This is a genomic window from Micromonospora sp. NPDC093277, assembly GCF_044765245.1.
Lineage (GTDB): Bacteria > Actinomycetota > Actinomycetes > Mycobacteriales > Micromonosporaceae > Micromonospora.
In genome coordinates this window covers 417,700-439,816 of record NZ_JBIWJO010000004.1, presented here as the reverse complement: position 1 = coordinate 439,816, position 22,117 = coordinate 417,700, and the positions used below count along the sequence as shown (strand labels likewise).

The following is a 22,117-nucleotide window of genomic DNA, read 5'->3' as shown; positions in this document are numbered from 1 at the left end:
TCCACGCCATGTCGATCGGACACACCTTCCTCGGGCTGCTGGAATCCACACCCCGACACGGCTACGACCTCAAGCGGGCGTACGACGAGCGCTTCGGACACACCCGGCCGCTGCATTTCGGCCAGGTCTACTCCACCCTGTCCCGGCTGCTCCGCAACGGCCTCGTCGAGGTGGACTCGGTCGAGCCCGGCGAGGGCCCCGAGCGCAAGCGATACGCGATCACCGAGGCGGGCGTGACCGACGTCCAGCGCTGGCTGTCCCAGCCCGAGAAGCCCGAGCCCTACCTGCAGAGCGTCCTCTACACCAAGGTGGTGCTCGCGCTGCTCACCGCCCGCCCCGCCGCCGACGTGCTGGACACCCAGCGGGCCGAGCACCTGCGGCTGATGCGCGAGCTGACCCGGCGCAAAGCCGGCGGCGACCTCGCCGACCAGCTCATCTGCGACCACGCGCTCTTCCACCTGGAGGCGGACCTGCGCTGGCTCGAACTGACCACCGCCCGCCTCGACGAACTGGCGAAGGAGATCCAGCGGTGACCGGCGACGTTCTGCTGACCGGAACGGACCTGCACAAGTCCTTCGGCCCGACCCAGGCCCTCGCCGGGGCTTCGGTGTCCGTACGTGCCGGCGAGGTGGTGGCGCTGATGGGCCCGTCCGGGTCGGGCAAGTCCACCCTGCTGCACTGCCTGGCCGGCATCGTGCGCCCCGACCAGGGCCAGGTGCACTACCGGGGCACCGAGCTGACCACCCTCTCCGATCCGGCCCGCAGCGCGCTGCGCCGCCGGCAGTTCGGCTTCGTCTTCCAGTTCGGGCAGCTCGTACCGGAGCTGACCTGCCTGGAGAACGTCGCGCTGCCGCTGCGGCTGGAACGCGTACCCCGCCGTGAGGCGGAACGGCGGGCCACCGAGTGGCTGGACCGGCTGGAGGTCACCGACGTCGCCGGTAAGCGCCCGGGCGAGATCTCCGGCGGCCAGGGCCAGCGGGTGGCGGTGGCCCGCGCGCTGGTCACCGGCCCGCGGGTCGTGTTCGCCGACGAGCCCACCGGCGCCCTGGATTCGCTCAACGGCGAGCGGGTGATGCGCCTGCTCGCCGAGACGGCCCGGGAGGCCGGCGCGGCCGTCCTGCTGGTGACCCATGAGCCGCGGGTGGCGGCGTACTCCGATCGCGAGGTCGTGGTCCGCGACGGCCGCGCCCGCAGCCTGGAGCAGGTGGCGTGAGCGAGCGGAGCGAGCGAACCATCAAGCTCAGTAGCGTGGCGCCTCGCGCCGCCGTGGAGCGAAGCGGAGCGGTGGCGTGAACGAGCGGAGCGAGCGAACCATCAAGCTCAGTAGCGTGGCGCCTCGCGCCGCCGTGGAGCGAAGCGGAGCGGTGGCGTGAACGTCATAAAGATCCAGCGGCCCGGCGGCCGGTTGCGGGCCGGGCTGGGCGACCTGCTGATGGGCGCGCGGATGGCCCTCACCGGCGGACGGGAGGGTTGGACGCGGACCCTGCTGACCGCGCTCGGCGTGGGCGTCGGCGTCGCGATGCTGCTGCTCGCCGCGGCGGCGCCGGGCGCGATCGGCGCCCGCAGCGACCGGACCGCGGCCCGGTCCGACATGGGTCACCGGCCGGATGTGGCGGCGGCGAACACGTTGCAGGTCGTCCCGGTCGACACCATCTTCCGGGGGCACTACGTACGAGGGCGGATCGTCCACCCGGAGGGCCCGGACGCCCCGCTGCCACCCGGGCTGGCCGCCTTCCCCCGCGACGGCGAGGCGGTCGTCTCACCGGCGCTGCGCGCGCTGCTCGACTCGCCGGACGGCCGGCTGCTCACCCCTCGCCTGGGTGGGTCCCGGGTCACCGGGACGATCGGTCCCGAGGGCCTCTCCGGCCCCCACGAGTTGGCCTTCTATCTGGGGCGCGACACCGTGCCGAGCGAGGCCGCGATGCGCCTGGACCGCTTCGGCGACGCCGACGCGGGCGAGGAATTCAGTCCGGTGCTGTGGCTGCTCGTCGTGGTGGTCTTCGTGGTGCTGCTGCTGCCGATCGTGGTGTTCCTCGGGGCGGCCGTCCGCTTCGGCGGTGAGCAGCGCGACCGCCGGCTCGCCGCGCTCCGGCTGCTCGGGGCCGACGCCGGCATGGTTCGCCGGATCGCCGCCGGGGAGGCGGGCACCGGTGCCCTTCTCGGGCTCGCCGCCGGCGGGCTGTTCTTCCTCGCCGGTCGCCAACTGGCGCCGCTGGTATCCGTGTACGACATCAGCGTGTACCCCGGCGACCTGCGCCCGGCGCTGTGGCTGGTGGCGCTGGTGGCGCTGGCCGTGCCGCTGCTCGCCGCCGGGGTGGCGCTGCTCGCCCTGCGTGGTGTGCTCGTCACGCCGCTGGGCGTCAGCCGCCGATCCACCCCGGTCCGGCGTCGGCTCTGGTGGCGGTTGCTGCTTCCGGCGGCCGGACTCGCACTGCTCCAGCCGCTCGTCGACGTCCGGGCCGGCCGCTCCGACACGGCCCAGGTCCAGGTCGCGGCCGGCGCGATGCTGCTGCTCGTCGGCACGGTCGCCCTGCTGCCCTGGCTGGTCGACGTGCTGGTACGCCGGCTGCGCGGCGGCCCGCCGCCCTGGCAGCTCGCGGTGCGGCGGCTCCAGCTCGACAGCGCCGCCTCGGCCCGGCTGGTCAGCGGGGTGGCGGTCGCGGTGGCCGGCACCATCGGGCTGCAGATGTTGGTGGCCGGCATACAGGACGAATTCCGGGAGACCACCGGCCAGGACCCGACCCGGGCCCAGGTTGCCGTCTGGCTGTACAACCCGCCGGAGCCCGGAAAGGCGCTGGCCCAGGTTGCGGCCATCCCCGGGGTGACGCGCAGCGTCGGCACCCTGAATCTGACGGCGGCCGCGCTCACCGACCCCGCCGGCGCCGACGAGTCGGAGGGCCGCCTCGCCGAGGTGCTGGTCGGCGACTGCGCGACGCTCGCCGAGTACGGCAACCTCGGGTCCTGCACCGACGGTGACGCATTCCTGATCTGGCCGGAGGATCCCAACGCCGGCATCGGCCCCATCGCCGGCATCGGCCCGGGTGCCCGGCTGAGCCTCGGCGACGGCATCGCGACCTGGCAGGTGCCGGCGACCGCCCGGACCGTCCCGGTGCGCAATGACCCGATGGGGGCACGACACTCCGGGCTGTTGGTCACCCCCGGGGCGATGCCGTCCCTGCCGCGGTCCGGGGTCTCGGCCAACGCGCTGCTCAGCCTGGATCCCAACGACCCGGACGCGGCGGAACGGGTCCGCGCCGAGGTCGCCGGGCTGGACCTGTTCGCCCCGGTGAACGCGCTGACCGGGATGCGGGAGAGCTCGCAGTTCGCCAACGTCCGGCGCGGGCTGCTCGCCGGCGCGGTGGTGACCCTGCTGTTGATCGGGGTGAGCATGCTGGTCGGCGTCCTGGAGCAGCTCCGGGAACGCCGCCGGCTGCTCGCCGCGCTGGTCGCCGTCGGGACGCCGCGGAGCGCGCTCGGCTGGTCGGTGCTGGGGCAGACCGGGGTGCCGGTGCTGGCCGGGCTGGTACTCGCCGCCGGCATCGGGGTGGCGATGGGGGCGGCCCTGCTCAAGATGGTGAGTGCACCGGTGGTGGTGAGCTGGCCGGTGGTGGGGCTCGGCGTCGGGCTCGGCGCCGCGGTGGTGCTGCTGGTGACCCTGGCGAGCCTGCCGGTGCTCTGGCGGCTGACCCGTCCGGACGGGTTGCGGTTCGAGTGACTCGGGCGGCCCACCCGGTGGCTCGGGGCACCGGGTGGGCCGGGTCGCGCGAGCGCTGTCCGTCCATGACGGAGGGTGGGGCGAGTCACGTCGCCCGCGCACTTCTCGAGCTGCACCACGCGGTTCGGCCGGATAGGTTGGATTGGTGCTTCCGGTAGCGTTCGCCCCGTCCCTCTGGGCGGCGACGCTGCGCACTCTGCGGGAGCTGACCCGGGTTGCGGTGACCGCCCTGGTGCTCGTCGTCGGGCTCAACGGGCTGGCCGCCGCGCCCGCCTCCGCCGGCGCCGTCCGGCCGATTGAGACGCCCCACCCGGTCACCGGTCCGCGGACGCCTTCGGCCTCGGCCGACCGGCTGCCGGTCACGACCCCGGATGCCGCCGCCGGGCCGATCGTCCGGCCCGCTGGCACGGTCAGCAGCGCATCGGCCGCCGAGTTCCGGCTGGCCACGCTGGACGCCGAGGCCACGGCCGGGCAGCCGCGACCGGCGTCCGTGTCGCCGGTGCGCGGCGTACCACCGCGGCACGCCGACCACGACGTCGCGGCACCGCCCACGACCACCCTCGCGGTGCCGGCCGCCGATCCCGGCCGGGAGTCGATCGCCCGTCGCGGCCCGCCGCGCGCCTGAGCACGCCGGCCGCCCGCGCGGCCTCCGGTCCGTTCCTCGCCGTGCCATCGGGTACGGCCTCAGCGACGCCTTCGCGCCCGGCGCGTCCACGGCGATCCGCCGCCCGCCCAGCGGGCCCAGACCCGAGTTCCGACCGTTCCACCACGAGGTGCTGGTGATGCAGACCATCTTCTCCCCCGTCCTGCCCGACGTTCCCCAGGCCGCCGGAATCTGGCTGGCCCTGCTCGCCGTGGCGGCGGTCGTCGTCGCCGCCCTGGTCCTCCGCCCGGGCCGGTTCCGGCCGGTGTTCGGCGACCGGATCAGCGAGGCGGCCAGGCCGAGCAGCCTGGAACTGGCCGAGGAGATCCGGGAGCGGGCCCGGTACGCGCAGGAGATCGAGGTGGCGGCGACCCGCGCGGCGGCCACCGCCGAGCGGCGACGGACCGAGTGGCTGGCCGCCCAGGAGGAGGCCGAGGGGGCGTGGCAGGCGTACGAGGCGGCCGACGAGGACGTCCAGCGACTGGCCGCTGCTGCGGCACTGCCCCTGCCGCGTACCGCCCGGACGCCGGCCGAGTACGCGGACCGGGAGCGCTGGCTGCACCGGGCCGCGCTGGACGCGCAGTGGCGTAAGGAGATCACCGTCCCGCAGCTCAGCGACATTCTCGGGCACCGGGGCTGGGACCCTCGCCGGCACCCGGTGGAGCAGGAACTGCTGCTGCGCCGGCTGGTTCGGGACAACCTGCGCACCCGGCAGCAGGCCGCCCGGGAGCGGGAGCAGGCCGCCTGGCAGGCCGCCGAGCTGGCCGCCGCCGCGGCGCGGAGCCTGCGCGACGAGGCGTACACGGCGGCCCGTCCCGCGCCCGAGGCGCAGTCGGCGCTGTCCATCGTGGATTTCACCGGCCCGGAGGCCACCCGGGAACTGCCGGCCGGCCCCGCCGAGGTCACCCGCGAGATCGCACCGGTGGCCCGGGGCCGGGCGGCCGTTCCGGTGTACTGACATCCGGGGAGGCGGCCGTGTCGGTGTGCCGGCACCCGGCGGAACCGGCCCGGCTCGGCTAGCGTGGCGCTGTGTCCCGTGAGGCCTGGATCCTGGTCGTGCTCGCCGGTCTCGTCGCGTTGGCGACGCTGGTCGGTGCCGTGCTGCTCGCCATCCGGGTGGTGCGGACCCGCCGGATGCTCGGCGCGCTCGGGGCCGGCGGCAAGGTGGCGTTCTACGGCGCCCTGATCTACGCGATCCTCCCGGTGGATCTGCTCCCCGACCCGATCTACCTGGACGACATGGGCGTGCTGGCGGGCGCCCTGTTCTACCTGGGTCGGCTGGCCGCCCGGCGGCGCGCGGCGCAACCCGGGCCGCCCGAACGCACGCCCGTCCCGCCGGGCCCGGACCACCTGCGCCGACCCCTCTCATGATCGCGCGAGGCCTCACGGCACGACCGGCTACGACTTTCGGGCCCTCCACGGCGTTCATCCCGAATATCCGTATTTAGGGTGACCGGCGCCATGCCTCCGGTGGAAATCGCCGCCCCTCCTGGCTGGTTCCACTTCTCGTAGGACGAACACGACGGCTCGACGGGCGGAATTGCCCGGTCCGCGGCGGTCGTTGCAGAACCGAGCGCCACTCCCGGTGCCGCGTCCGTATCCGGACGTCATCCCCCGAATGGAGCTTCGAGATGAACCAGATCTTCCGCAGGAGCATGCTCTCCGTCGCCGGCCTCATCATGTCCGGTGGTGTGGTCGCCGGTCCCGCCGTGGCCGCGCACGCCGCCCCGCCGGACAACTCGGCGGCCGCCGACAAGGCCGGCGCCAACGGCGGACCCCGCACCGGCTTCCAGTACCAGGCCCAGCCGAACTTCTACTACTGCGGCCCGGCCTCGACCCGGATCGCGCTGTCGGCCGAGGGCAAGCAGGTCAGCCAGGACGAGCTGGCCCAGAAGCTGGGCACCACCGTGAACGGCACCGACTCCGCCCTCGACATCACGCGAGTACTCAACGAGTACACCGACGGCAAGTACAAGACCACCGAGATCCGCGACGACGCGGCCACCAAGGATCAGGTCGAGCGGCTGCAGACCGACGTCAAGGCCGCGGTCGACCAGGGTCGCCCGGTCGTCGCCAACATCATCGGCACCGCCCTGGACATCGACGGGATGGCCCACAGCTACACGGGTCACTACCTGACGGTGGTGGACTATCAGGATGACGGCAAAACGGTGCTGATCGCCGACCCGGCCAGTCCGGGCGAGCCGACGTACTGGATGAACGCGGCCAACCTGGCCAACTGGATCGCCAGCCGCGGTTACAGCTCCTGACCTGGAGCAGCACGAGGGCCGGTCTCCCGTCGCGGGAGGCCGGCCTTTCGCCGTACCGGCGGACCGCAGCCGAGCGCGGAGCGCAAACGGCTCCATGATCGGCAGGTGGCTCAGGCCGGGTGGGGAGTACGCAGGTGGCTGGTGAACCAGGCGCCGGCCTGGTCGGCCACCTGGTCGAGGGCGCCGGGCTCCTCGAAGAGATGGGTGGCGCCCGGGACGATCCGCAGCTCGGCCACCTCGCCCAGCTCGGACCGCGCCTGCTCGTTGAGCACGATCACCTCTTCGTCCAGGCCGCCGACCAGCAGCAACGTCGGGGCGCGTACCGCCGACAGGGCGCTGCCGGCCAGGTCCGGCCGACCGCCGCGGGAGACCACCGCGGCCACCCGGTCGGGCCGGGCGGACGCCGCCACCAGGGCAGCCGCCGCGCCGGTGCTGGCTCCGAAGAGTCCGACGGGCAGCGGGCCCAGCGAGGGGTCGTCGCCCATCCAGTCGACGATGGCGGCCAGCCGCTCGGCGAGCATCCCGATGTCGAAGCGCAGCTCGGCGGTCCGGGCGTCCAGCACGTCCTCGTCGGGGGTGAGCAGGTCAACCAGCACGGTGCCCAGCGACCGGGCGTTGAGCTGGTGCGCGACCGCCACGTTGCGCGGGCTGTGCCGAGAGCTGCCGCTGCCGTGCGCGAAGAGCACCACGCCGGCCGCGCCGGCCGGCATGATCACGTCGGCGGCCAGCCCGCCCTCGACCACCGGAATCGTCACCTCGCGCGTCTCCATGCCCACCCGCTTACCCCGCGCCGACCCGCACCTCACCTCCCCAGCTCGCGCGGCGGCTAGGGCAGGGCTGATCAACTCCGCATACGCGATGTTGCGGTCTCCCAGCTCGGCCCGCCCGCTGAGCCGCGCGCTGATCAACTCCGCATACGCGACATCGCGGTCTCCCAGCTCGGCCCGCCCGCTGAGCCGCGCGCTGGGCCACGCGCTGATCAACTCCGCATGCGGGACATTGCGGTCTCCCGGGCCTCGAAGACCGCGATGTGCCGCACACGAAGTTGACCATGGCCCACGATGCCGCGATGTGCCGCACACGAAGTTGATCAGCCCGAGCAGGGGACACCGCGAGCCGCCGTTTGCCGGCACGCCGACCGGGAAGGCGCTAAGTGACCCACGGACCGGCGCAGCCGCGCCCCGACGGATCGCGAGGATCGTCATGGCCCAGCAGCAGAACAGGTCCCGGCAGCAGGACACCGAGCGGGAACGCCGCGAACAGGACGCCGAGCGCTCCCGGGACTGGGCGGACGAAGCAGCGCAGGCGCGCACCGCCGACGACCCGCGGGCGATGGCGCCCCGCGACGCCGAGGGGCGACCCTCCAACGGCCGCCAGTTCTGACCTACGCCCGGACGGCCCGGCCCTGTATCACCAGGGCCGGGCCGGCTCAGCCCGCGACAGACCCAGCGGTCCCGGCGCAGCCCACGACACACCCGGACGGGCCCGGCGCAGCCCACGACACACCCGGACACCCCGGTCCGGGTCAGCTGGCGTTCTCCGGCAGGTGCAGCAGGGGCGCCCGGCCGGGCGGTTGCTCCGGCGTGGGACCGGTCGGGTCGGCCGGCGGCACCGGCATGGTGACCGGCTGGTCGCAGGTGACCCGAATCGGTTCGCCGTGGTGCCGCAGCTCCAGCACGGTGTCCGGGTCGCCCCGCAGCAGCGAGTACGTCGTCTGGTGGGGCCGGACATCGACCCGCAGGTGCAGGGAACGCCACTGGAGCGAGAACTCCAGGCGGCTCAGCCGGCTGGACAGGCGGGGCGAGAAGGACAGGATGCCCTCGTGGTCACGCAGGCCGCCGAAGCCGGCGACCAGGGCGATCCAGGCACCCGCCAGCGAGGCCATGTGCACGCCGTCACGGGTGTTCTCGTTCAGGTCGTGCAGGTCCATCAGCGCGGCCTCGCGCAGATATCGGTGCGCCAGTTCGGGGTGGCCCACCTCGGCCGCCATCACCGCCTGGGTGCAGGCGGAGAGCGAGGAGTCCCGGACGGTCCGCCGTTCGTAGTAGAGGAAGTTGCGCATCTTCTGCGGGCCGTCGAACGCGTCGCCCCGCCAGTGCATGGCCAGCACCAGGTCGGCCTGCTTGACGACCTGCTTGCGATAGAGGTCGAAGTACGGGTAGTGCAGCAGCAGGGGGTACTTCTCGGGTGGGGTGTGCTCGAAGTCCCACTCCTGCAGCCGGGTGAACCCGTCCACCTGCTGGTGCACGCCGAGGTCCTCGTCGTACGGGATGTGCATGGAGCGTGCGGCGTCCCGCCAGGCGGCCGCCTCCTCCTCGGTCACCCCGAGGTCGAGTGCCTGGTCCCGCAGCCGCATCGCGCAGTCGGCGGCGGTCAGCAGGTTCCGCTGCGCCATCAGGTTGGTGTAGATGTTGTCGTTCTTGACCGCGGTGTACTCGTCCGGGCCGGTCACCCCGTCGATGTGGAACTGCCCGTCCCGGTCGTGGTGGCCCAGTGACCGCCAGAGCCGGGCGGTCTCCACCAGCAACTCCAGGCCGATCTCCCGTTCCAGCGTCTCGTCCTCGGTGGCGAGCATGTACCGCCGCAGCGCGTCGGCGATGTCGGCGGCGATGTGGAACGCGGCGGTGCCCGCCGGCCAGTACGCCGACGACTCCGGGCCCTCGATGGTCCGCCACGGGAAGGCGGCTCCCCGCAGGTTCAGGGTCCGGGCCCGGTCGTGCGCCTGCGGCAGGGTCGAGTGACGCCAGTACAGCGCGTCGCGCACCGCGTTCGGTTGGGTGTAGGTGAGCACGGGCAGCACGAACATCTCGGTGTCCCAGAACGCGTGCCCGTCGTACCCGGGGCCGGTGAGCCCCTTGGCGGAGATCGGCCGGCGTTCGGCCCGGGCGCCGGCCTGGAGCACGTGGAACAGCCCGAAGCGGACGGCCTGCTGCACCTCCGGGTCGCCCTCCACCCGCACGTCGGAGGCGTCCCAGAACTCGTCCAGGTACTCCCGCTGTGCCCGGCGCAGGCCCTCCCAGCCGTCCAGCCGGGCGGCGGCGAGGGCCGCGCCGACCTGGTCGCGCAGCGCCGGCAGCGACCGCCGGCTGGACCAGGTGTACGTCAGGTACTTGACCACCCGAAGGGTCTGGCCCGGCTGGAGCACGCAACCGACCGTGGTACGGACCCAGTCCTCGTACCCCTCGGAGGAGATCGTGGTGCGTTCGGGGCCGTGCACCTCGTGCGCCATCGCGGTGGCGACCCGCAGCCCGCTCACCTTGGTCCGGTGGATCAGCAGTCCGCCGTCGGCGGTGGTCAGCTCCTCCTCGGCCTGCAACGGAGACTCGAGCACGGCGGCGACCCGTGGGTCGCGGCTCTGCGGTGGCAGGGTCTCGTTGGCGACCAGCCCGGACTGGACGATCAGCCGCAGCGGCCCGTTGACCGGCTCGACCTCGTAGTTGATCACAGCGACCGTGCGCTGGGTGAACGACACCAACCGGGTGCTGCGGACCTTCACCTCCCGCCCGGCCGGCGAGCGCCAGTGCAGCTCCCGGTGCAGGGTGCCGGCCCGCAGGTCGAGGATCCGCTCGTGGGCGAGGAGTTCGCCGTACCGGACGTCGAGCGGTTCGTCGTCGACGAGCAGCCGGATCAGCTTGCCGTTGGTGACGTTGACGATGGTCTGGCCGGACTCGGGGAAGCCGAAGCCAGCCTCCGCGTACGGCAGGGGCCGCAGCTCGTAGAACGAGTTGAGGTAGGTGCCGGGCAGGCCGTGCGGCTCGCCCTCGTCCAGGTTGCCGCGCAGCCCGAGGTGGCCGTTGGAGAGGGCGAACACCGACTCGGACTGGGCCAGCACGTCCATGTCGAGCCGGGTCTCCCGGACGTGCCAGGGCTCGACCGGATACGCCCGTTCCCGGATCATCGGGCCGCCTCCGTCATCAGTTCGGCCAGGTCGGTCACCACCACGTCGGCGCCGTGCGCGCGCAGGTCGTCGGCCTGGCCGACCCGGTCGACGCCCACCACGTACCCGAAATCGCCGGCCTTTCCGGCGGCCACCCCGGAGAGGGCGTCCTCGAAGACGGCGGCCTGTGCCGGCGCCACCCCGAGCAGTTGCGCACCGGCGAGGAAGGTGTCCGGGTACGGCTTGCCGCGCAGCCCCCGCTCGCGGGCGACCAGCCCGTCCACCCGGGCCTCCAGCAGCCGGTCCAGCCCGGCAGCCTCGACCACGGCCTGGGCGTTGGCGCTGGCCGAGACGACCGCCCGGCGGAGCCCGGCGTGGGCCGCCGCCTCCAGGTAGCGCACCGAGCCCTGGTAGACCTCGACCCCGTCGTCGCGGAGCCGCTTGAGCAGGACCACGTTCTTGCGGTTGCCCACCCCGTTGACCGTTTCCGCCTCCGGCGGGTCGTCCGGCGTGCCCTCGGGCAGGCTGATCCCGCGGGAGGCCAGGAATGATCGCACCCCGTCGGCGCGCGGTTTTCCGTCCACGTACCGGTTGTAGTCCGGTCCGGGGTCGAACGGGCGGAACGGCTCGCCGGTGGCCGCCGCGTGGGCTGCGAGGAACGCGTTGAAGGTCTCGGTCCAGGCGGCGTTGTGCACCTTGGCGGTCTGCGTCAGCACACCGTCCAGATCGAAGAGACAGGCGGTCACGTGAGCGGGTAGACCCAGCACGGTACGACCCTATCCAGCGGACCGCCCGGGTAAACCCGGTTCGGGCCTCAGCGATTCGGGCGGAGCGTCCAGGTCACCGTCATCGTCGAGGTGGTGACGCCGTCCTCGGTGCCGATCTCCACCTCGACCGGGAACTCCGGACGCCGCCCGGCGTCCAGCTCGGCGAGCACCTCCGCCGGGGTGCACGCCAGTCGGGCGGTGGCCAGCACCGGCCCGAGCGCCATCTTCTGGTACGCGATGGTGGCGGTCACGGCCAGCGGCACCGCCCGGTCGAGGACGTGCCCGAACGCGGCGAGCACCACCGCACCGGAGGCGGTCTCCCCGAGGGTGAACATGGCCCCGGCGTGCGGACCGCCGACGTGGTTGCGGTGCTCCGGGGCGTCGGGGAGCCGGACGACGGCCCGTACTCCGCCCTCGGCCTCGGGCGCGACCTCGACGAATTCGATACCGAGCGTGCGGGCGAACGGCACGGCCTCCAGCAGGCCGGCCGCCACCTGGCGGGAGTCGACGGACATCCCCGCACGCTACTCGCCAGTAACCACCTGGGCAAGGCCGCCTGCTCCGCTCGCGTCGCCAGCCATCGGCACCCCGCCAGAGGCGTGTTAAAAGGGGCTCTTCCTATACCGGAAACGTTAACCAGGCGCCCTTCCTTGCACGCTCAGCGCCAGCCGACGTCGATCCGGTCGCCCCGCTCGTCGAAGAAGTGCAGGGCGTCCATGCGCACCTGGACGGCCAGCGGGTGCCCCGCCGACACCGCCGGGTACGGGGCGAGCCGGACGGCCAACTCCGCCGGACGGCGGTGGTGCCGACCGGGGTCGGGAAGCACGCTGGTCCGGTTACCTCCGCCGACCTGCGCGGGGGGCGGGGACTCCACCGCCCGGCCGGCGAACCGCTGCACGACCTGCCCGAAGCGGCGCAGTCCCCGCTGGCCGGGCACGGCGTTCTCCGCCGAGCTGCCCATCTCGTCCACCATGATCGCGGTGGCGCCGATGTCGAGGAATGCCAGCGACTCGTGACCGTGGTGCTCCAGGTAGCGGATCCGCCCCTGGAGCACGTGGCCGGCGGAGTCCGGGGCGACCGGGGTGAGCGCCTCGGCCCGCATCCCGACCACGATCCGCTCGCCGTGGTAGTGCGCCACGGCCCGGCTGCGGATGTCGTCCCAGGGCAGGTAGAGCGTCTGCTCTCCGAGGTTGAGCGCCACGTACCGGTCGAGGTGGACGTAGACCGACGCCTCCAGCAGGTTCATCCGGGGGCTGCCGAGGAACGCGGCGACGTAGAGGGTGGCCGGCCGGCCGTACACCTGGGTGGGCGTGCCCACGTCCTGGAGCACGCCCTTGCGCATGATGGCGACCCGGTCGGCCATGGTCAGCGCCTCGGCCTGGTCGTGTGTGACGTAGATGGTGGTGACGCCCAGTTCGCGGGTCAGCCCGGAGATCTCGGCGCGCAGCTCGGCGCGGAGGCCGCTGTCCAGGTTGGAAAGGGGCTCGTCCATCAGGAACAGCCCGGGGCGGCGCACGATCGCCCGGCCCATCGCCACCCGCTGCCGCTGGCCGCCGGAGAGCTGGCTGGGCTTGCGGCCGAGCACGTCGCCGATGCCGAGAGCGCCGGCCACGTCGTGGATCCGTTCCCCGCGCGGGCCCGGCTCGATTCCGGCCAACCGCAGCGGGAAACCGATGTTGTCGCCGACGGTCATGTGCGGATAGAGGGCGAAGTCCTGGAAGACCATGGCGATCCGCCGCTCCCGCGGCGGCAGGTCGTTGGCGACCTCGCCGTCGAGCAGGACCGCTCCGGTGCTCGGGTCCTCCAGCCCGGCGACCATTCGGAGCACGGTGGACTTGCCGCAGCCGGAGGGGCCGAGCAGCACCATGAACTCGCCATCGTTGACATCCAGATTGATGGTGTCGACCGCGACTGTCCCGTCCTGGAACACCTTGGTGACATCCTTGAGCGCGACGGTGGTCACCGTCTCCCTCCCCAGCTCTCGGCCGAAACCCGCAGATGACTGTGACCAACATCATCGAATTAGCACATCGGGTAAACGTGCCATGTTCGGCTCGTGACAGCCCTATTACGGCGGACCCGACAGCCCGGTCGCGGCCCAGAACCGGTTTAGGCCGGTTCATCGAGGAAGACCCGGCGCACCACCCGCTCGGCGGCGTGGCCGTCGTCGAGCGCGCAGAACCGGGCCCGGAACCGCTGCCTGGCCTGCTCGGCCCGCTCCGCTCGGAACGCGCCGGAACGGAACACGTCGAGCAGGGCGGGGAAGTCGAGGGCCACCGCGCCCGGCGACTCCGCGATCAGGTCGAGGTAGACGCCCCGGGTCACCCGGTACGCGTCCCAGTCCGGGGCGTAGACGACGATCGGCCGGTCCAGCACGGCATAGTCGAACATGGCCGATGAATAGTCGGTGACCAGCACGTCCGCGGCGAGATACAGGTCCTCCACCCGCTCGTGGGCGCTCACGTCCAGCACCCCGTCGCGCACCGCGCCACGAGGGCGCCGGTCCCGGTCGTGGAAGTAGTGGCTGCGCACCAGCACCCGCCCGGACGGGCCGAGCACCTCGCGCATCCGGTCCGGGTCGAACGGCGGCCGCCAGCCCGGCAGGTGCTCCCGGTGCGTCGGCGCGTACAACAACACCGTCTCGTCCGGGGCGATGCCCAGTTCCGCCCGGGCCTGGCGGCACTGCTCCGGGGTGGCCAGCGCCAGCCGGTCGTTGCGCGGATAACCGACCTCCAACCCGGTGAACCTGGCCGGGTACGCCCGCTCCCACATCTGCGTCGAGAAGCTGTTCGAGGTGACGCTGTAGTCCCACCGGTCCACCCGGCGCAGCAGCCGGGCGAAGTCCATGCCCACCGCGCCGAGCGGATAGCGCTGCTGGTCCAGCCCCATCACCTTGACCGGCGTGCCGTGGTGGGTCTGGAGGTGCACCGAGCCGGCCCGCTTGCGGACGTGGTCCGGGAAGTTGACGTTGTTGACCAGCCAGCGGGCCCGGGCCAGCACCCGGTAGTAGTCCCGGGTGCCGGCGACCACGTACTCGACGCCGGGCGGCAGGCTGGCGACCCGGTCCGGCCGGACGATCCACACCCCGCGTACCTCGGGGGTCAGCCGGCGGGCGGCGGCGTAGATCGCCGCCGGGTTGCAGGCGTACCCCCGATACCAGTAGGCGGCGTAGACGGCGAGCGTCGGGTCGAGCGGCCGGCGCAGCTCGGCCCGGTAGTACTCGCCCAGCAGGCCGTCCCGGGCCGCCCCGGCGGCCCGGCGGGCCACCGGCAGCACCCGCCGCCGGACCCGCCGGACCGAGCGGCGGGCGTGCTCCTCGGTCTGGTGGGCCGCGCGGAGGGCGCTGAACGTCCGCCAGCGCCCGGCCGCCACCAGCCGGTGCTTCACGCCGTCGAGCCCGGCCGGCACCGGGTAGCCCTCGGGCGGCAGGAAGCGTACGTAGTCGTCGTGCATCTGGGCGAAGAACGCGGGCCGCAGCTCGGGGGCGATCCGCTCGCCGTTGCCGAGCACGGTCAGGTAGTGCCAGATCATCCGCTCGAAGATGCCGGGGCGGAGCGCGGCCACCGCCGGCCCCCACCGGTCCATCAGCCGGAACACCCGGTGCCACTGGGCGAACACCTCGAAGTGCCGGTCCCCCCGGGTACGGGTGATCGCCCCGGTCCGGCGTTGCCGGTAGTTCAGGCAGATCCGGTCCAGTACGCCGATCCGCTCGGCGACCATCAGCACGGGGTAGCTGAACGAGACGTCCTCGTACCAGCCGGGCTCGAAGCGCAGCCCCCGCTCGATCAGGAACTCCCGCCGGACCACCCGGTTCCAGGCGGTGTGCAGCAGCCGCATCGTCTCCGGCCGGTCCCGCAGCCGGAACGTCTCCGTACCGGGTGGCTCCGGAAACACCTCGGGCATGGCGCTGCGGGTGCCCACGTTGTTCCAGAACGCGCGGACGTGGTCGACGATCAGCGCGTCCGGCCGGGTGGCGACCAGCCGGCTCGCCACGTGCGGCAGGCAGCCGGGGACCAGCCAGTCGTCGCCGTCGACGAACCAGACGTACTCGCCGGCGGCCCGGTCCAGCCCGACGTTGCGGGCCGGACCGAGCCCCACGTTCTCGGTGAGCCGGACCGGGCGGACCCGGGGGTCGCGGTCCGCGTACTCGGCCAGGATCTCGCCACTGCCGTCCGGGGAGGCGTCGTCGACCCCGATCACCTCCAGGTCGCCGTAGGGCTGGCCGAGGATCGAGTCGAGACACTCCCGCAGGTACCCCTGCACCTCGAAGGCCGGTACGACGAAGCTGATCAGGGTCATCCCGGCCGGCCCTCCGTCAGCCCGGCGAGCGGTCACCCCCACCCACCGGGACCGGCGTCCGTGGGGCGCGGGCCGGCAGGACCACCCAGGCGAGGACCACGCTCGCGACGAAAACTACGAGAAGGTACGCACCGAGTGTAATCAGGGCGATGCTGGCAAATCCCGCGAATGCCGCCAGCGCCAGCAGTGCCGACCGCCCGTCCCAGCCCAGCGTCCACGGGTGCAGCGGCGGAGCCGCCTGCCGCTTCTCCAGCCGGGCCGTCAGGTCGTAGTGGTGCAGGGTGAGCACGAAGACGTACCCGAAGATCAGCCAGGCGGGTGCGCGGCCGGCCACCCCGACGGCGATGGCGAAGAGATACTCGGCGGCCCGCAGCGCGGCCGGCACCAGCCAGTCCAACGGCCCGTCGTGCGACGCCCGCGCGCCGAGCCCGGCGACCAGCAGCACCAGCAGGGCCACCGGCACCGCCCAGCCCGGCAGCCGGTCGCCGGCATGCACGGTGAGCAGCGCCCAGAGCAACAGAGCCACCGCGCTGAGCGCGCCGAGCACCGCCAACGCCAGCGGGCCGGGCCGGCGGACGGCCGCCACCCCCCGCACCAGCGGCCCGTCGTCGCGCTGCAGCGTGGCGTCGACGGTGGCCAGCACCGGCACCCGCATCCACCACGCCCGCAGGGTCCGCAACGCCCCGGTGTACGCGAATGCCAGCGTCCCCCAGGTCAGCACCGCGCAGAGCGCCACCAGCGGGCCGAAAAGCGCGGCGGTCAACGCCATCAGCGCCCACCGCTCGCCGATCGGGAAGACCACGGTCCGCTTCAGCCAGTACGACACCGAGCCGGTGTCCGCCTGCACCTTCGTCGAGGCGGCGTTCAGCCGCCCACCGATGCCCCCGGCTTCCCCGGTCGACGGGCGGGGCAGCCGGGCCGCCTCGTCGTGCAGCGCGCCGTACCAGGTGTCGGTCATGTGCCGCACGGTCTGCAACGTCATCGCGGCGATGGCGAGGGCCCAGCCGTAACGGAAGCCGGCGTGCGTGGCGCCGTAACCGAGGCCGGCGTAGACAAGGTATTCCTTGGCCCGGTCGGCCATCGTGTCCAGCCAGCCGCCCCAGGCGCTGAACTGCCGGGTGTAGCGGGCCAACTGCCCGTCCACGCAGTCCAGCACGAAGCCCAGATAGAGCAGGACCGCCCCGGCGACCAGCGCGGGCCGCCCGCCGGCCCCGAACAGCAGTGCGGCGGCCACCGCGAAGGCCACCGAGATCATGGTCACCGCCGTCGGGCTGAGCCGCAGCCGGGCGGCGGCCTTCGTCACGTACGGGGACCAGGTGCTGACGAAAAACGTGGTGAAGAAGTCGTCCCGCTCCTTCACCGACAGCCGCAGCTCGGCCCTGTCCTCGTCGACCGCGGCCACGGCCGCCTCGGCGGCGTCCGCCTCGGCGGCGGTGCCGACCCGGTGCGCCACGAGCAGGCGTACCCGGTGGGCGAAGGTCAGGGTGCCGCAGGCGGTGAGTTCGGCGAAGAGCCGGTCCAGCGCGCCCACCGGACCCGCCGGAGGCCCCCCGGCCGCCGTCGGCACGCCCGGTGCGGCGCCGGCTGCCGCCTCGGCCGCGGCGGCGAGGGCCGGCAGGTCGGCCGCGCCGACGCGCAGCGCGCTGCCGAACACCCCGGTCGCGCCCGCCGGGTCGCCGACGGCCACCACCTGGCCGCGCTCCTCGCGGACCGGCACCTGTCCGGGCGCGGGCGGGTCGGTGAGCACCAGGGCCACCGTCGGCCCCACCGGGCTGGTCGCCAGATGCCGGAGTACGGCCGTGTGCGCCACCAGGTCGGCCCCGCTGACCAGCACCGGGCCGGTCGCGCCGGCCACCAGGGCGGCCAACTCGGCCAGGTCGGCGGCCACCCGCACGTCGCTCGCCCCGGCCCGTCGCCACTGCCCGACGAGCCGGTCGACCAGTCGCTGCCCGGCACGGGTGATCAGGCTCGCGGCCGGGTCGGCGGCGAGCACGATCGCGAGCGTCACCGCTGCGCGGCGCTGGCGTAGGCCTGCAGCGCCTCGTCGATCGTCCCGTCCACGGTCAGCCGCCCGCCGTCGAGATAGAGCCCTCGGCGGCAGAACCGGGTGAGGTCCTTTTCGTTGTGTGACACCAGCACGAGTGTGCGCCCTTCCGCGAGAAGTCGCTCGATGGTCGCATAGCACTTCGCGCGGAACTCCGCGTCCCCAACCGCGGTCACCTCGTCCACCAACAGGATCGGATGCGGCAGGTGGGCGATGACCGCGAAGCCGAGCCGCACCTTCATGCCGGACGAGTAGTGGCGGACCGAGGTGTCGATGGAGCGTTCGACCTGCTCCCCGGCGAACGAGACGATCTCGTCGAAGTGCCGTCGCAGGTACGCCGTGGACAGCCCGTGCAGCCCACCCACCAGGTAGAGGTTCTCCCGGCCGGTCAGGTCGTTCGAGAAGCCGGCGGAGAGTTCCAGCAGCGGGGCCACCGTCCCGCGTACCCGGATCCGGCCCTCGTCGGGGATCAGCACCCCGGCGATCAGCCGCAGCAGGGTGCTCTTGCCGGTGCCGTTGCGACCGATCACCCCGACGGTCTCGCCGGGCTCGATCCGGAAGGACACGTCCCGCAGCGGCCAGAACTGGCCGGCGGTGCTGTTCCGCCCGCCCCGGTGGATCATCAGCTCCCGCAGCCGGAGCTGGCGGCGCCGGTTGCGGACGAACCGGATGCCGAGCCCCTCCGCCTCGATGATCGCCGTCATCACAGTTCCTTGAGCACGGCGGGTTCCAGCCGGCGGAACGACCACCAGCCGAGCGCCAGCACCAGCAGGCTGCCCAGCACGGTGATGGTGAGCAGCCGGGCGTCGGGGAACTCGTCCGGATACCAGATCGAGTGGTGCAGCTGGAAGATGCCGACCAGCGGGTTCAGCTCGTACCCGAACTTGACCCAGGCCGGCATGCCGGAGCCCCGGACCAGGCCGAGCGGATAGATGATCGGGGTGGCGTAGAACAGCACCCGGATGATCAGCCGCATGAAGCGCTCGATGTCGCGCATCAGCACGTTGAACGCCGACAGCAGCAGCGCGATCCCCGTCAGCAGGACGAACTGCACCGACACGGCCAGCGGCAGGGCGAGCAGGGTCCAGCCGACGTGGATCTTCCCGTGCGCCGCGTAGATCGCCGCGATGCCGGCCAGGATGGGCAGGCCGGCGGCGTACTCGGCGAAGCGACCGGTGACCCGGCCGATCGGGAAGACCTGCCGGGGCACGTTCATCGTGGTGATCAGCCGGGCCTGCCCGGTCAGCGCGTTCGTCGCCTCGTTGAGCGCGGAGCTGGCCCACATCCAGGCGAAGATGCCGGTGACCAGGAACAGCGGGTACGACCCGGCGGCGTCGCCCAGGTGCCGGCGGGTGGCCCCGGAATAGAGCACCCCGAAGACGAACCAGTAGATCAGGCCCATGCCGAGCGGCTCGATGAGCGACCAGAGGTAGCCGAGCACGGACTGCTGGTACTTCACCGCGAGGTCCCGCTTGACCAGGATGCGCAGCGAGTTGCGGGCCGACCAGAGCGCGGCGACGCCTGTCGTCACCGTCCCATCCTCGCGCACGCCACCCACCGTCGGCACCGGGACGCGCCGCATCACCCCATCGGGTTCAGCACTCGATCACGTTCACCGCGAGGCCACCCCGCGCCGTCTCCTTGTACTTGACCTTCATGTCGGCGCCGGTCTCCCGCATCGTCTTGATCACCTTGTCCAGCGACACGGCGTGCACTCCGTCGCCGCGCAGCGCCAGCCGGGCGGCGGTGATCGCCTTGATGCTGGCCACCGCGTTCCGCTCGATGCACGGAATCTGCACCAGGCCGCCGACCGGGTCACAGGTGAGGCCGAGGTTGTGCTCCATGCCGATCTCGGCCGCGTTCTCCACCTGTTCGGGGGTGCCACCAAGCGCCTCGGCGAGCCCGGCGGCGGCCATCGAGCAGGCCGAGCCGACCTCGCCCTGGCAGCCGACCTCGGCCCCGGAGATCGAGGCGTTCTCCTTGAACAGCACCCCGATCGCGCCGGCGGCGAGCAGGAAGCGGACCACGCCCTCGTCGGAGGCGCCGGGCACGAAACGGGTGTAGTAGTGCAGCACGGCCGGGATGATCCCGGCGGCGCCGTTGGTCGGCGCGGTGACCACCCGGCCGCCGGCCGCGTTCTCCTCGTTGACCGCCAGCGCGAACAGGGTCACCCAGTCCATCGCGTGCAGCGGGTCGGTTGCGTCGGCCTCCGCCTCCAGGCCGCGGCGCAGCTCGGCCGCCCGGCGGCGGACCTTCAGCCCGCCGGGGAGGACGCCGTCCCGCTGGCAGCCGGCCTCGACGCACTCCCGCATCACCCGCCAGATGTCCAGCAGCCCGGACCGGACGTCCGCCTCGCTGCGCCAGGACAGCTCGTTGGCGAGCATCACCTCGCTGATCGACAGGCCGTTGCCGGTGGTGACCGCCAGCAGCTCCGCACCGGTCAGGAACGGGTACCGGACCTGGGTGGTGTCCGGCTTGATCCGGTCCGCCCCGGCCGCCGCCTCGTCGACCACGAACCCGCCACCGACCGAGTAGTACGTGCGGGCCCGGACCTGGTCGCCGGCCGCGTCGAAGGCCGCGAAGGTCATGCCGTTCGGGTGGTACGGCAGCGAGCGGCGTCGGTGCAGCACCAGGTCCCGGTCCGGGTCGAAGTCGATCTCGTGGGTGCCGAGCAGGCTGAGCCGCCGATCGGCCCGGATCCGCTGCACCCGGGGCCCGACCGAGTCCGTGTCGACCGTCTCCGGCGCCTCGCCCTCCAGCCCGAGCAGCACCGCGCGGTCGCTGCCGTGGCCGTGCCCGGTCGCGCCGAGCGAGCCGAAGAGCTCGGCCTGCACCCGGACGGTGTCGGCGAGCAGCCCGTCCGCCTTGAGCCCGGTCACGAAGGTGCGGGCGGCCCGCATCGGCCCGACGGTATGCGAGCTGGACGGCCCGATGCCGACGCTGAAGAGGTCGAAAACACTGATCATGACTGCACTTTCCTCGCCGTCGTACCCGTCGTGCGGGTCCGGCCCGGGATGTGCCGCTCCCGGTCCGGGGCGGCGGGCGGCACCCGGGGTGTGGGCGCCCGACCGGCGAGCCTACCTGCCCAGGTCAGGACCTGCCCGCGGCCCGGCAGGCGCACCCCCCGCCGCGCCGTCACACGCCCGCCCCAGTGCGGAGGTGGTGGCCACGGAGCGGCCGGGAGGGCGCTCGATCCAGGATCGAGCACGATCTTGCCGCGGCGAGACCCGGTGGGGTAAGCACCTACGGGTGCGGGAGCGGGCGATCATCCTCGGGGGCGAGGGCGGGAGTCGCTGCCGTTCCTAACCTGGAACCAGCGCGGCGGATCGCCGCAGAGTGGGAGTACGACGATGAGTCGCAAACTGGTCCGGCCCCGCCAGGGGCGCATGGTCGCCGGGGTCTGTGCCGGCCTGGCCCAACGGTTCGGCCTGTCGACCAACCTGGTCCGGCTGCTGTTCCTGCTGTCCCTGCTGCTGCCCGGCACCCAGGTGATCATCTATCTGGTGCTGTGGATCCTGATGCCCAACGAGTCCTGACCCACTCCGGCCGAACATCGGGAAAGTGCCGCCTCCGCTCGCGGCTGAAGCAGCACTCTCCCCGAATCCGCCGCCTGGCGCCGGGGCCGGTCGGCCCCGGCGCCGGCGGTGTCAGGGGGCCGTGTAGGTGACGGTCACCTTCTCGTAGCCGAGGGAGCGGAGCAGGCCCTCCAGCATCTTGCGGGTGTTCTGCTCGGCCCGGGCGGCGAGCCCGCTGTCCCGGGCGGCGGCGGTGATCCGGTCCTCGGCCAGCCGGTAGACCTGCTGCTGGCGGTTGGGGTCGCCGGCCACCAGGTCGTTGAGCCGGTTGAGCAGGCCGCGCTGCTGGGCGAAGACGTAGCTCTTCGACATGTCGAGGTCGGTCTCGCCGAGCTGCGGGGCGGGCAGCTTGATCTCCACCGTCTTCTTGTCGGCCGACTCCACCACCGCCCCATCGGCGATCTTCGAGAAGTCGACGTACGCCTCGACCCGGCCCGCCCCCACGAAGAGCGTCCGCTCGTTGAGCAGGAAGTCCGGCACGTTCCGCCGGTCGTTCTGCAGGTCGATCACCACCTGGAAGTCGCCCTCGGCCGCGACGTACCGGCTGAGGTCACGGATCGACTTGAGCAGCGTCGGCTGGCTGCGGTCGGTCTGCTCCTTGGCGAACGGATTGCGGAAGTCCGGCAGGATCCCGCTCGCCTGCACGCCGAGCAGCACCACCACGACCAGCGCGGCCGCGCCGAGCACCCAGAGCAGGCCGCGGACCGGGCCACCCGCCGGTGCCGGGGCAGCCGGCCCCGGCTCGGCTGTGCCGTCGGATGGGCCCGGCCGGGAGTCGTCGGCCGGGTAACCGGGGAACTCCATGGTGGGTTCGTTGATGTCACCGTCGCGGGCCATCGCCCTCACCGTCCTCGTCAGACACTGCGCCTGAAGATGACGGTAAGGCCCCGGTACGACACCCGCTCGGCGAGCGGCGGCGGACGGGAA

20 protein-coding genes are annotated in these 22,117 nt (G+C 73.0%); 9 read left to right on the top strand and 11 right to left on the bottom strand.

The features are described 5' to 3' along the window. The first annotated feature begins 8 nt into the window (after positions 1-8). The 7 genes from ACIRG9_RS12330 (at position 9) to ACIRG9_RS12300 (ending at position 6,628) form a co-directional block, all read left to right on the top strand. Positions 9-533 (top strand): PadR family transcriptional regulator, encoded by a 525-nt coding sequence (locus ACIRG9_RS12330; RefSeq protein ID WP_402854119.1) that lies wholly within the window; start codon positions 9-11, stop codon positions 531-533. After that, positions 530-1,213, top strand: a complete 684-nt coding sequence (locus ACIRG9_RS12325; RefSeq protein ID WP_402854116.1) for an ABC transporter ATP-binding protein — start codon at positions 530-532, stop codon at positions 1,211-1,213. Before ACIRG9_RS12330 ends, ACIRG9_RS12325 begins: the two co-directional genes overlap by 4 nt. Before the next feature lie 156 nt (positions 1,214-1,369). Then, positions 1,370-3,715 (top strand): FtsX-like permease family protein, encoded by a 2,346-nt coding sequence (locus tag ACIRG9_RS12320; protein ID WP_402854113.1) that lies wholly within the window; start codon positions 1,370-1,372, stop codon positions 3,713-3,715. A 145-nt stretch (positions 3,716-3,860) separates the two neighbouring features. Then, positions 3,861-4,340: a hypothetical protein gene (locus ACIRG9_RS12315; RefSeq protein ID WP_402854110.1), complete on the top strand. Its 480-nt coding sequence runs from the start codon at positions 3,861-3,863 to the stop codon at positions 4,338-4,340. 157 nt (positions 4,341-4,497) lie between these two features. Continuing rightward, on the top strand, positions 4,498-5,316 hold the full coding sequence (locus ACIRG9_RS12310; RefSeq protein ID WP_402854107.1) for a hypothetical protein: 819 nt from the start codon (positions 4,498-4,500) through the stop codon (positions 5,314-5,316). Positions 5,317-5,387: 71 nt separating this feature from the next. Further along, entirely contained in the window at positions 5,388-5,729 is a 342-nt protein-coding gene (locus tag ACIRG9_RS12305) for a hypothetical protein (protein WP_402854104.1), read from the top strand. Between the two features lie 260 nt (positions 5,730-5,989). Continuing rightward, positions 5,990-6,628 (top strand): C39 family peptidase, encoded by a 639-nt coding sequence (locus tag ACIRG9_RS12300; protein WP_402854102.1) that lies wholly within the window; start codon positions 5,990-5,992, stop codon positions 6,626-6,628. A gap of 110 nt (positions 6,629-6,738) precedes the next feature. Here the strand turns inward: ACIRG9_RS12300 and ACIRG9_RS12295 are convergent, their stop codons facing one another. Further along, positions 6,739-7,398 carry a dienelactone hydrolase family protein gene (locus ACIRG9_RS12295; RefSeq protein ID WP_402854099.1) on the bottom strand — a complete coding sequence of 220 codons (660 nt, stop codon included), beginning with the start codon at positions 7,396-7,398 and terminating at the stop codon, positions 6,739-6,741. A 433-nt stretch (positions 7,399-7,831) separates the two neighbouring features. On the opposite strand from ACIRG9_RS12295, the gene ACIRG9_RS12290 reads away from it, so the two are divergent. Beyond that, positions 7,832-8,011 carry a hypothetical protein gene (locus ACIRG9_RS12290; RefSeq protein WP_402854097.1) on the top strand — a complete coding sequence of 60 codons (180 nt, stop codon included), beginning with the start codon at positions 7,832-7,834 and terminating at the stop codon, positions 8,009-8,011. 142 nt (positions 8,012-8,153) lie between these two features. Here ACIRG9_RS12290 and ACIRG9_RS12285 read toward each other — a convergent pair whose 3' ends face one another. The 9 genes from ACIRG9_RS12285 to ACIRG9_RS12245 all read right to left on the bottom strand — a co-directional run bounded on the left by ACIRG9_RS12285 (position 8,154) and on the right by ACIRG9_RS12245 (position 20,581). After that, positions 8,154-10,526 carry a glycoside hydrolase family 65 protein gene (locus tag ACIRG9_RS12285; RefSeq protein WP_402854095.1) on the bottom strand — a complete coding sequence of 791 codons (2,373 nt, stop codon included), beginning with the start codon at positions 10,524-10,526 and terminating at the stop codon, positions 8,154-8,156. Beyond that, a complete protein-coding gene (locus tag ACIRG9_RS12280; protein WP_402854092.1) occupies positions 10,523-11,272 on the bottom strand; it encodes an HAD family hydrolase in 750 nt (249 codons plus the stop codon). The genes ACIRG9_RS12285 and ACIRG9_RS12280 overlap by 4 nt, the downstream gene beginning before the upstream one ends. Before the next feature lie 47 nt (positions 11,273-11,319). Then, on the bottom strand, positions 11,320-11,787 hold the full coding sequence (locus ACIRG9_RS12275; protein ID WP_402854089.1) for a DUF4442 domain-containing protein: 468 nt from the start codon (positions 11,785-11,787) through the stop codon (positions 11,320-11,322). Between the two features lie 143 nt (positions 11,788-11,930). Continuing rightward, complete coding sequence (locus ACIRG9_RS12270; RefSeq protein WP_402854086.1) at positions 11,931-13,235, bottom strand: ABC transporter ATP-binding protein; 1,305 nt, start codon at positions 13,233-13,235, stop codon at positions 11,931-11,933. Positions 13,236-13,381: 146 nt separating this feature from the next. Next, a complete protein-coding gene (locus ACIRG9_RS12265) occupies positions 13,382-15,571 on the bottom strand; it encodes a CDP-glycerol glycerophosphotransferase family protein (RefSeq protein ID WP_402854083.1) in 2,190 nt (729 codons plus the stop codon). A gap of 16 nt (positions 15,572-15,587) precedes the next feature. After that, positions 15,588-17,579 (bottom strand): DUF5941 domain-containing protein, encoded by a 1,992-nt coding sequence (locus ACIRG9_RS12260; RefSeq protein ID WP_402854081.1) that lies wholly within the window; start codon positions 17,577-17,579, stop codon positions 15,588-15,590. After that, positions 17,576-18,322, bottom strand: coding sequence for an ABC transporter ATP-binding protein (locus ACIRG9_RS12255; RefSeq protein WP_402854079.1), 747 nt, complete (start codon positions 18,320-18,322; stop codon positions 17,576-17,578). Before ACIRG9_RS12255 ends, ACIRG9_RS12260 begins: the two co-directional genes overlap by 4 nt. After that, positions 18,319-19,146: an ABC transporter permease gene (locus tag ACIRG9_RS12250; protein WP_402854076.1), complete on the bottom strand. Its 828-nt coding sequence runs from the start codon at positions 19,144-19,146 to the stop codon at positions 18,319-18,321. The genes ACIRG9_RS12255 and ACIRG9_RS12250 overlap by 4 nt, the downstream gene beginning before the upstream one ends. 64 nt (positions 19,147-19,210) lie before the next feature. Further along, positions 19,211-20,581, bottom strand: coding sequence for an L-serine ammonia-lyase (locus ACIRG9_RS12245; RefSeq protein ID WP_402854073.1), 1,371 nt, complete (start codon positions 20,579-20,581; stop codon positions 19,211-19,213). 384 nt (positions 20,582-20,965) lie between these two features. Between ACIRG9_RS12245 and ACIRG9_RS12240 the strand changes: the two genes are divergently transcribed. After that, the gene (locus ACIRG9_RS12240; RefSeq protein WP_402854070.1) at positions 20,966-21,151 is read left to right on the top strand and encodes a PspC domain-containing protein; all 186 of its coding nucleotides are present in this window, start codon (positions 20,966-20,968) and stop codon (positions 21,149-21,151) included. A 111-nt stretch (positions 21,152-21,262) separates the two neighbouring features. Here ACIRG9_RS12240 and ACIRG9_RS12235 read toward each other — a convergent pair whose 3' ends face one another. Further along, positions 21,263-22,027, bottom strand: a complete 765-nt coding sequence (locus ACIRG9_RS12235) for a DUF4230 domain-containing protein (RefSeq protein WP_402854068.1) — start codon at positions 22,025-22,027, stop codon at positions 21,263-21,265. Between the last annotated feature and the right edge of the window lie 90 nt (positions 22,028-22,117).

What these genes read in the sequence shown, in the direction of transcription:
- ACIRG9_RS12290 (WP_402854097.1), top strand. Translation starts at nt 7,832, where the DNA reads ATGGCCCAGCAGCAGAACAGGTCCCGGCAGCAGGACACCGAGCGGGAA.
- ACIRG9_RS12295 (WP_402854099.1), bottom strand. Translation starts at nt 7,398, where the DNA reads ATGGAGACGCGCGAGGTGACGATTCCGGTGGTCGAGGGCGGGCTGGCC.
- ACIRG9_RS12235 (WP_402854068.1), bottom strand. Translation starts at nt 22,027, where the DNA reads ATGGCCCGCGACGGTGACATCAACGAACCCACCATGGAGTTCCCCGGT.
- ACIRG9_RS12240 (WP_402854070.1), top strand. Translation starts at nt 20,966, where the DNA reads ATGAGTCGCAAACTGGTCCGGCCCCGCCAGGGGCGCATGGTCGCCGGG.
- ACIRG9_RS12285 (WP_402854095.1), bottom strand. Translation starts at nt 10,526, where the DNA reads ATGATCCGGGAACGGGCGTATCCGGTCGAGCCCTGGCACGTCCGGGAG.
- ACIRG9_RS12275 (WP_402854089.1), bottom strand. Translation starts at nt 11,787, where the DNA reads ATGTCCGTCGACTCCCGCCAGGTGGCGGCCGGCCTGCTGGAGGCCGTG.
- ACIRG9_RS12300 (WP_402854102.1), top strand. Translation starts at nt 5,990, where the DNA reads ATGAACCAGATCTTCCGCAGGAGCATGCTCTCCGTCGCCGGCCTCATC.
- ACIRG9_RS12310 (WP_402854107.1), top strand. Translation starts at nt 4,498, where the DNA reads ATGCAGACCATCTTCTCCCCCGTCCTGCCCGACGTTCCCCAGGCCGCC.
- ACIRG9_RS12330 (WP_402854119.1), top strand. Translation starts at nt 9, where the DNA reads ATGTCGATCGGACACACCTTCCTCGGGCTGCTGGAATCCACACCCCGA.
- ACIRG9_RS12265 (WP_402854083.1), bottom strand. Translation starts at nt 15,571, where the DNA reads ATGACCCTGATCAGCTTCGTCGTACCGGCCTTCGAGGTGCAGGGGTAC.
- ACIRG9_RS12245 (WP_402854073.1), bottom strand. Translation starts at nt 20,581, where the DNA reads ATGATCAGTGTTTTCGACCTCTTCAGCGTCGGCATCGGGCCGTCCAGC.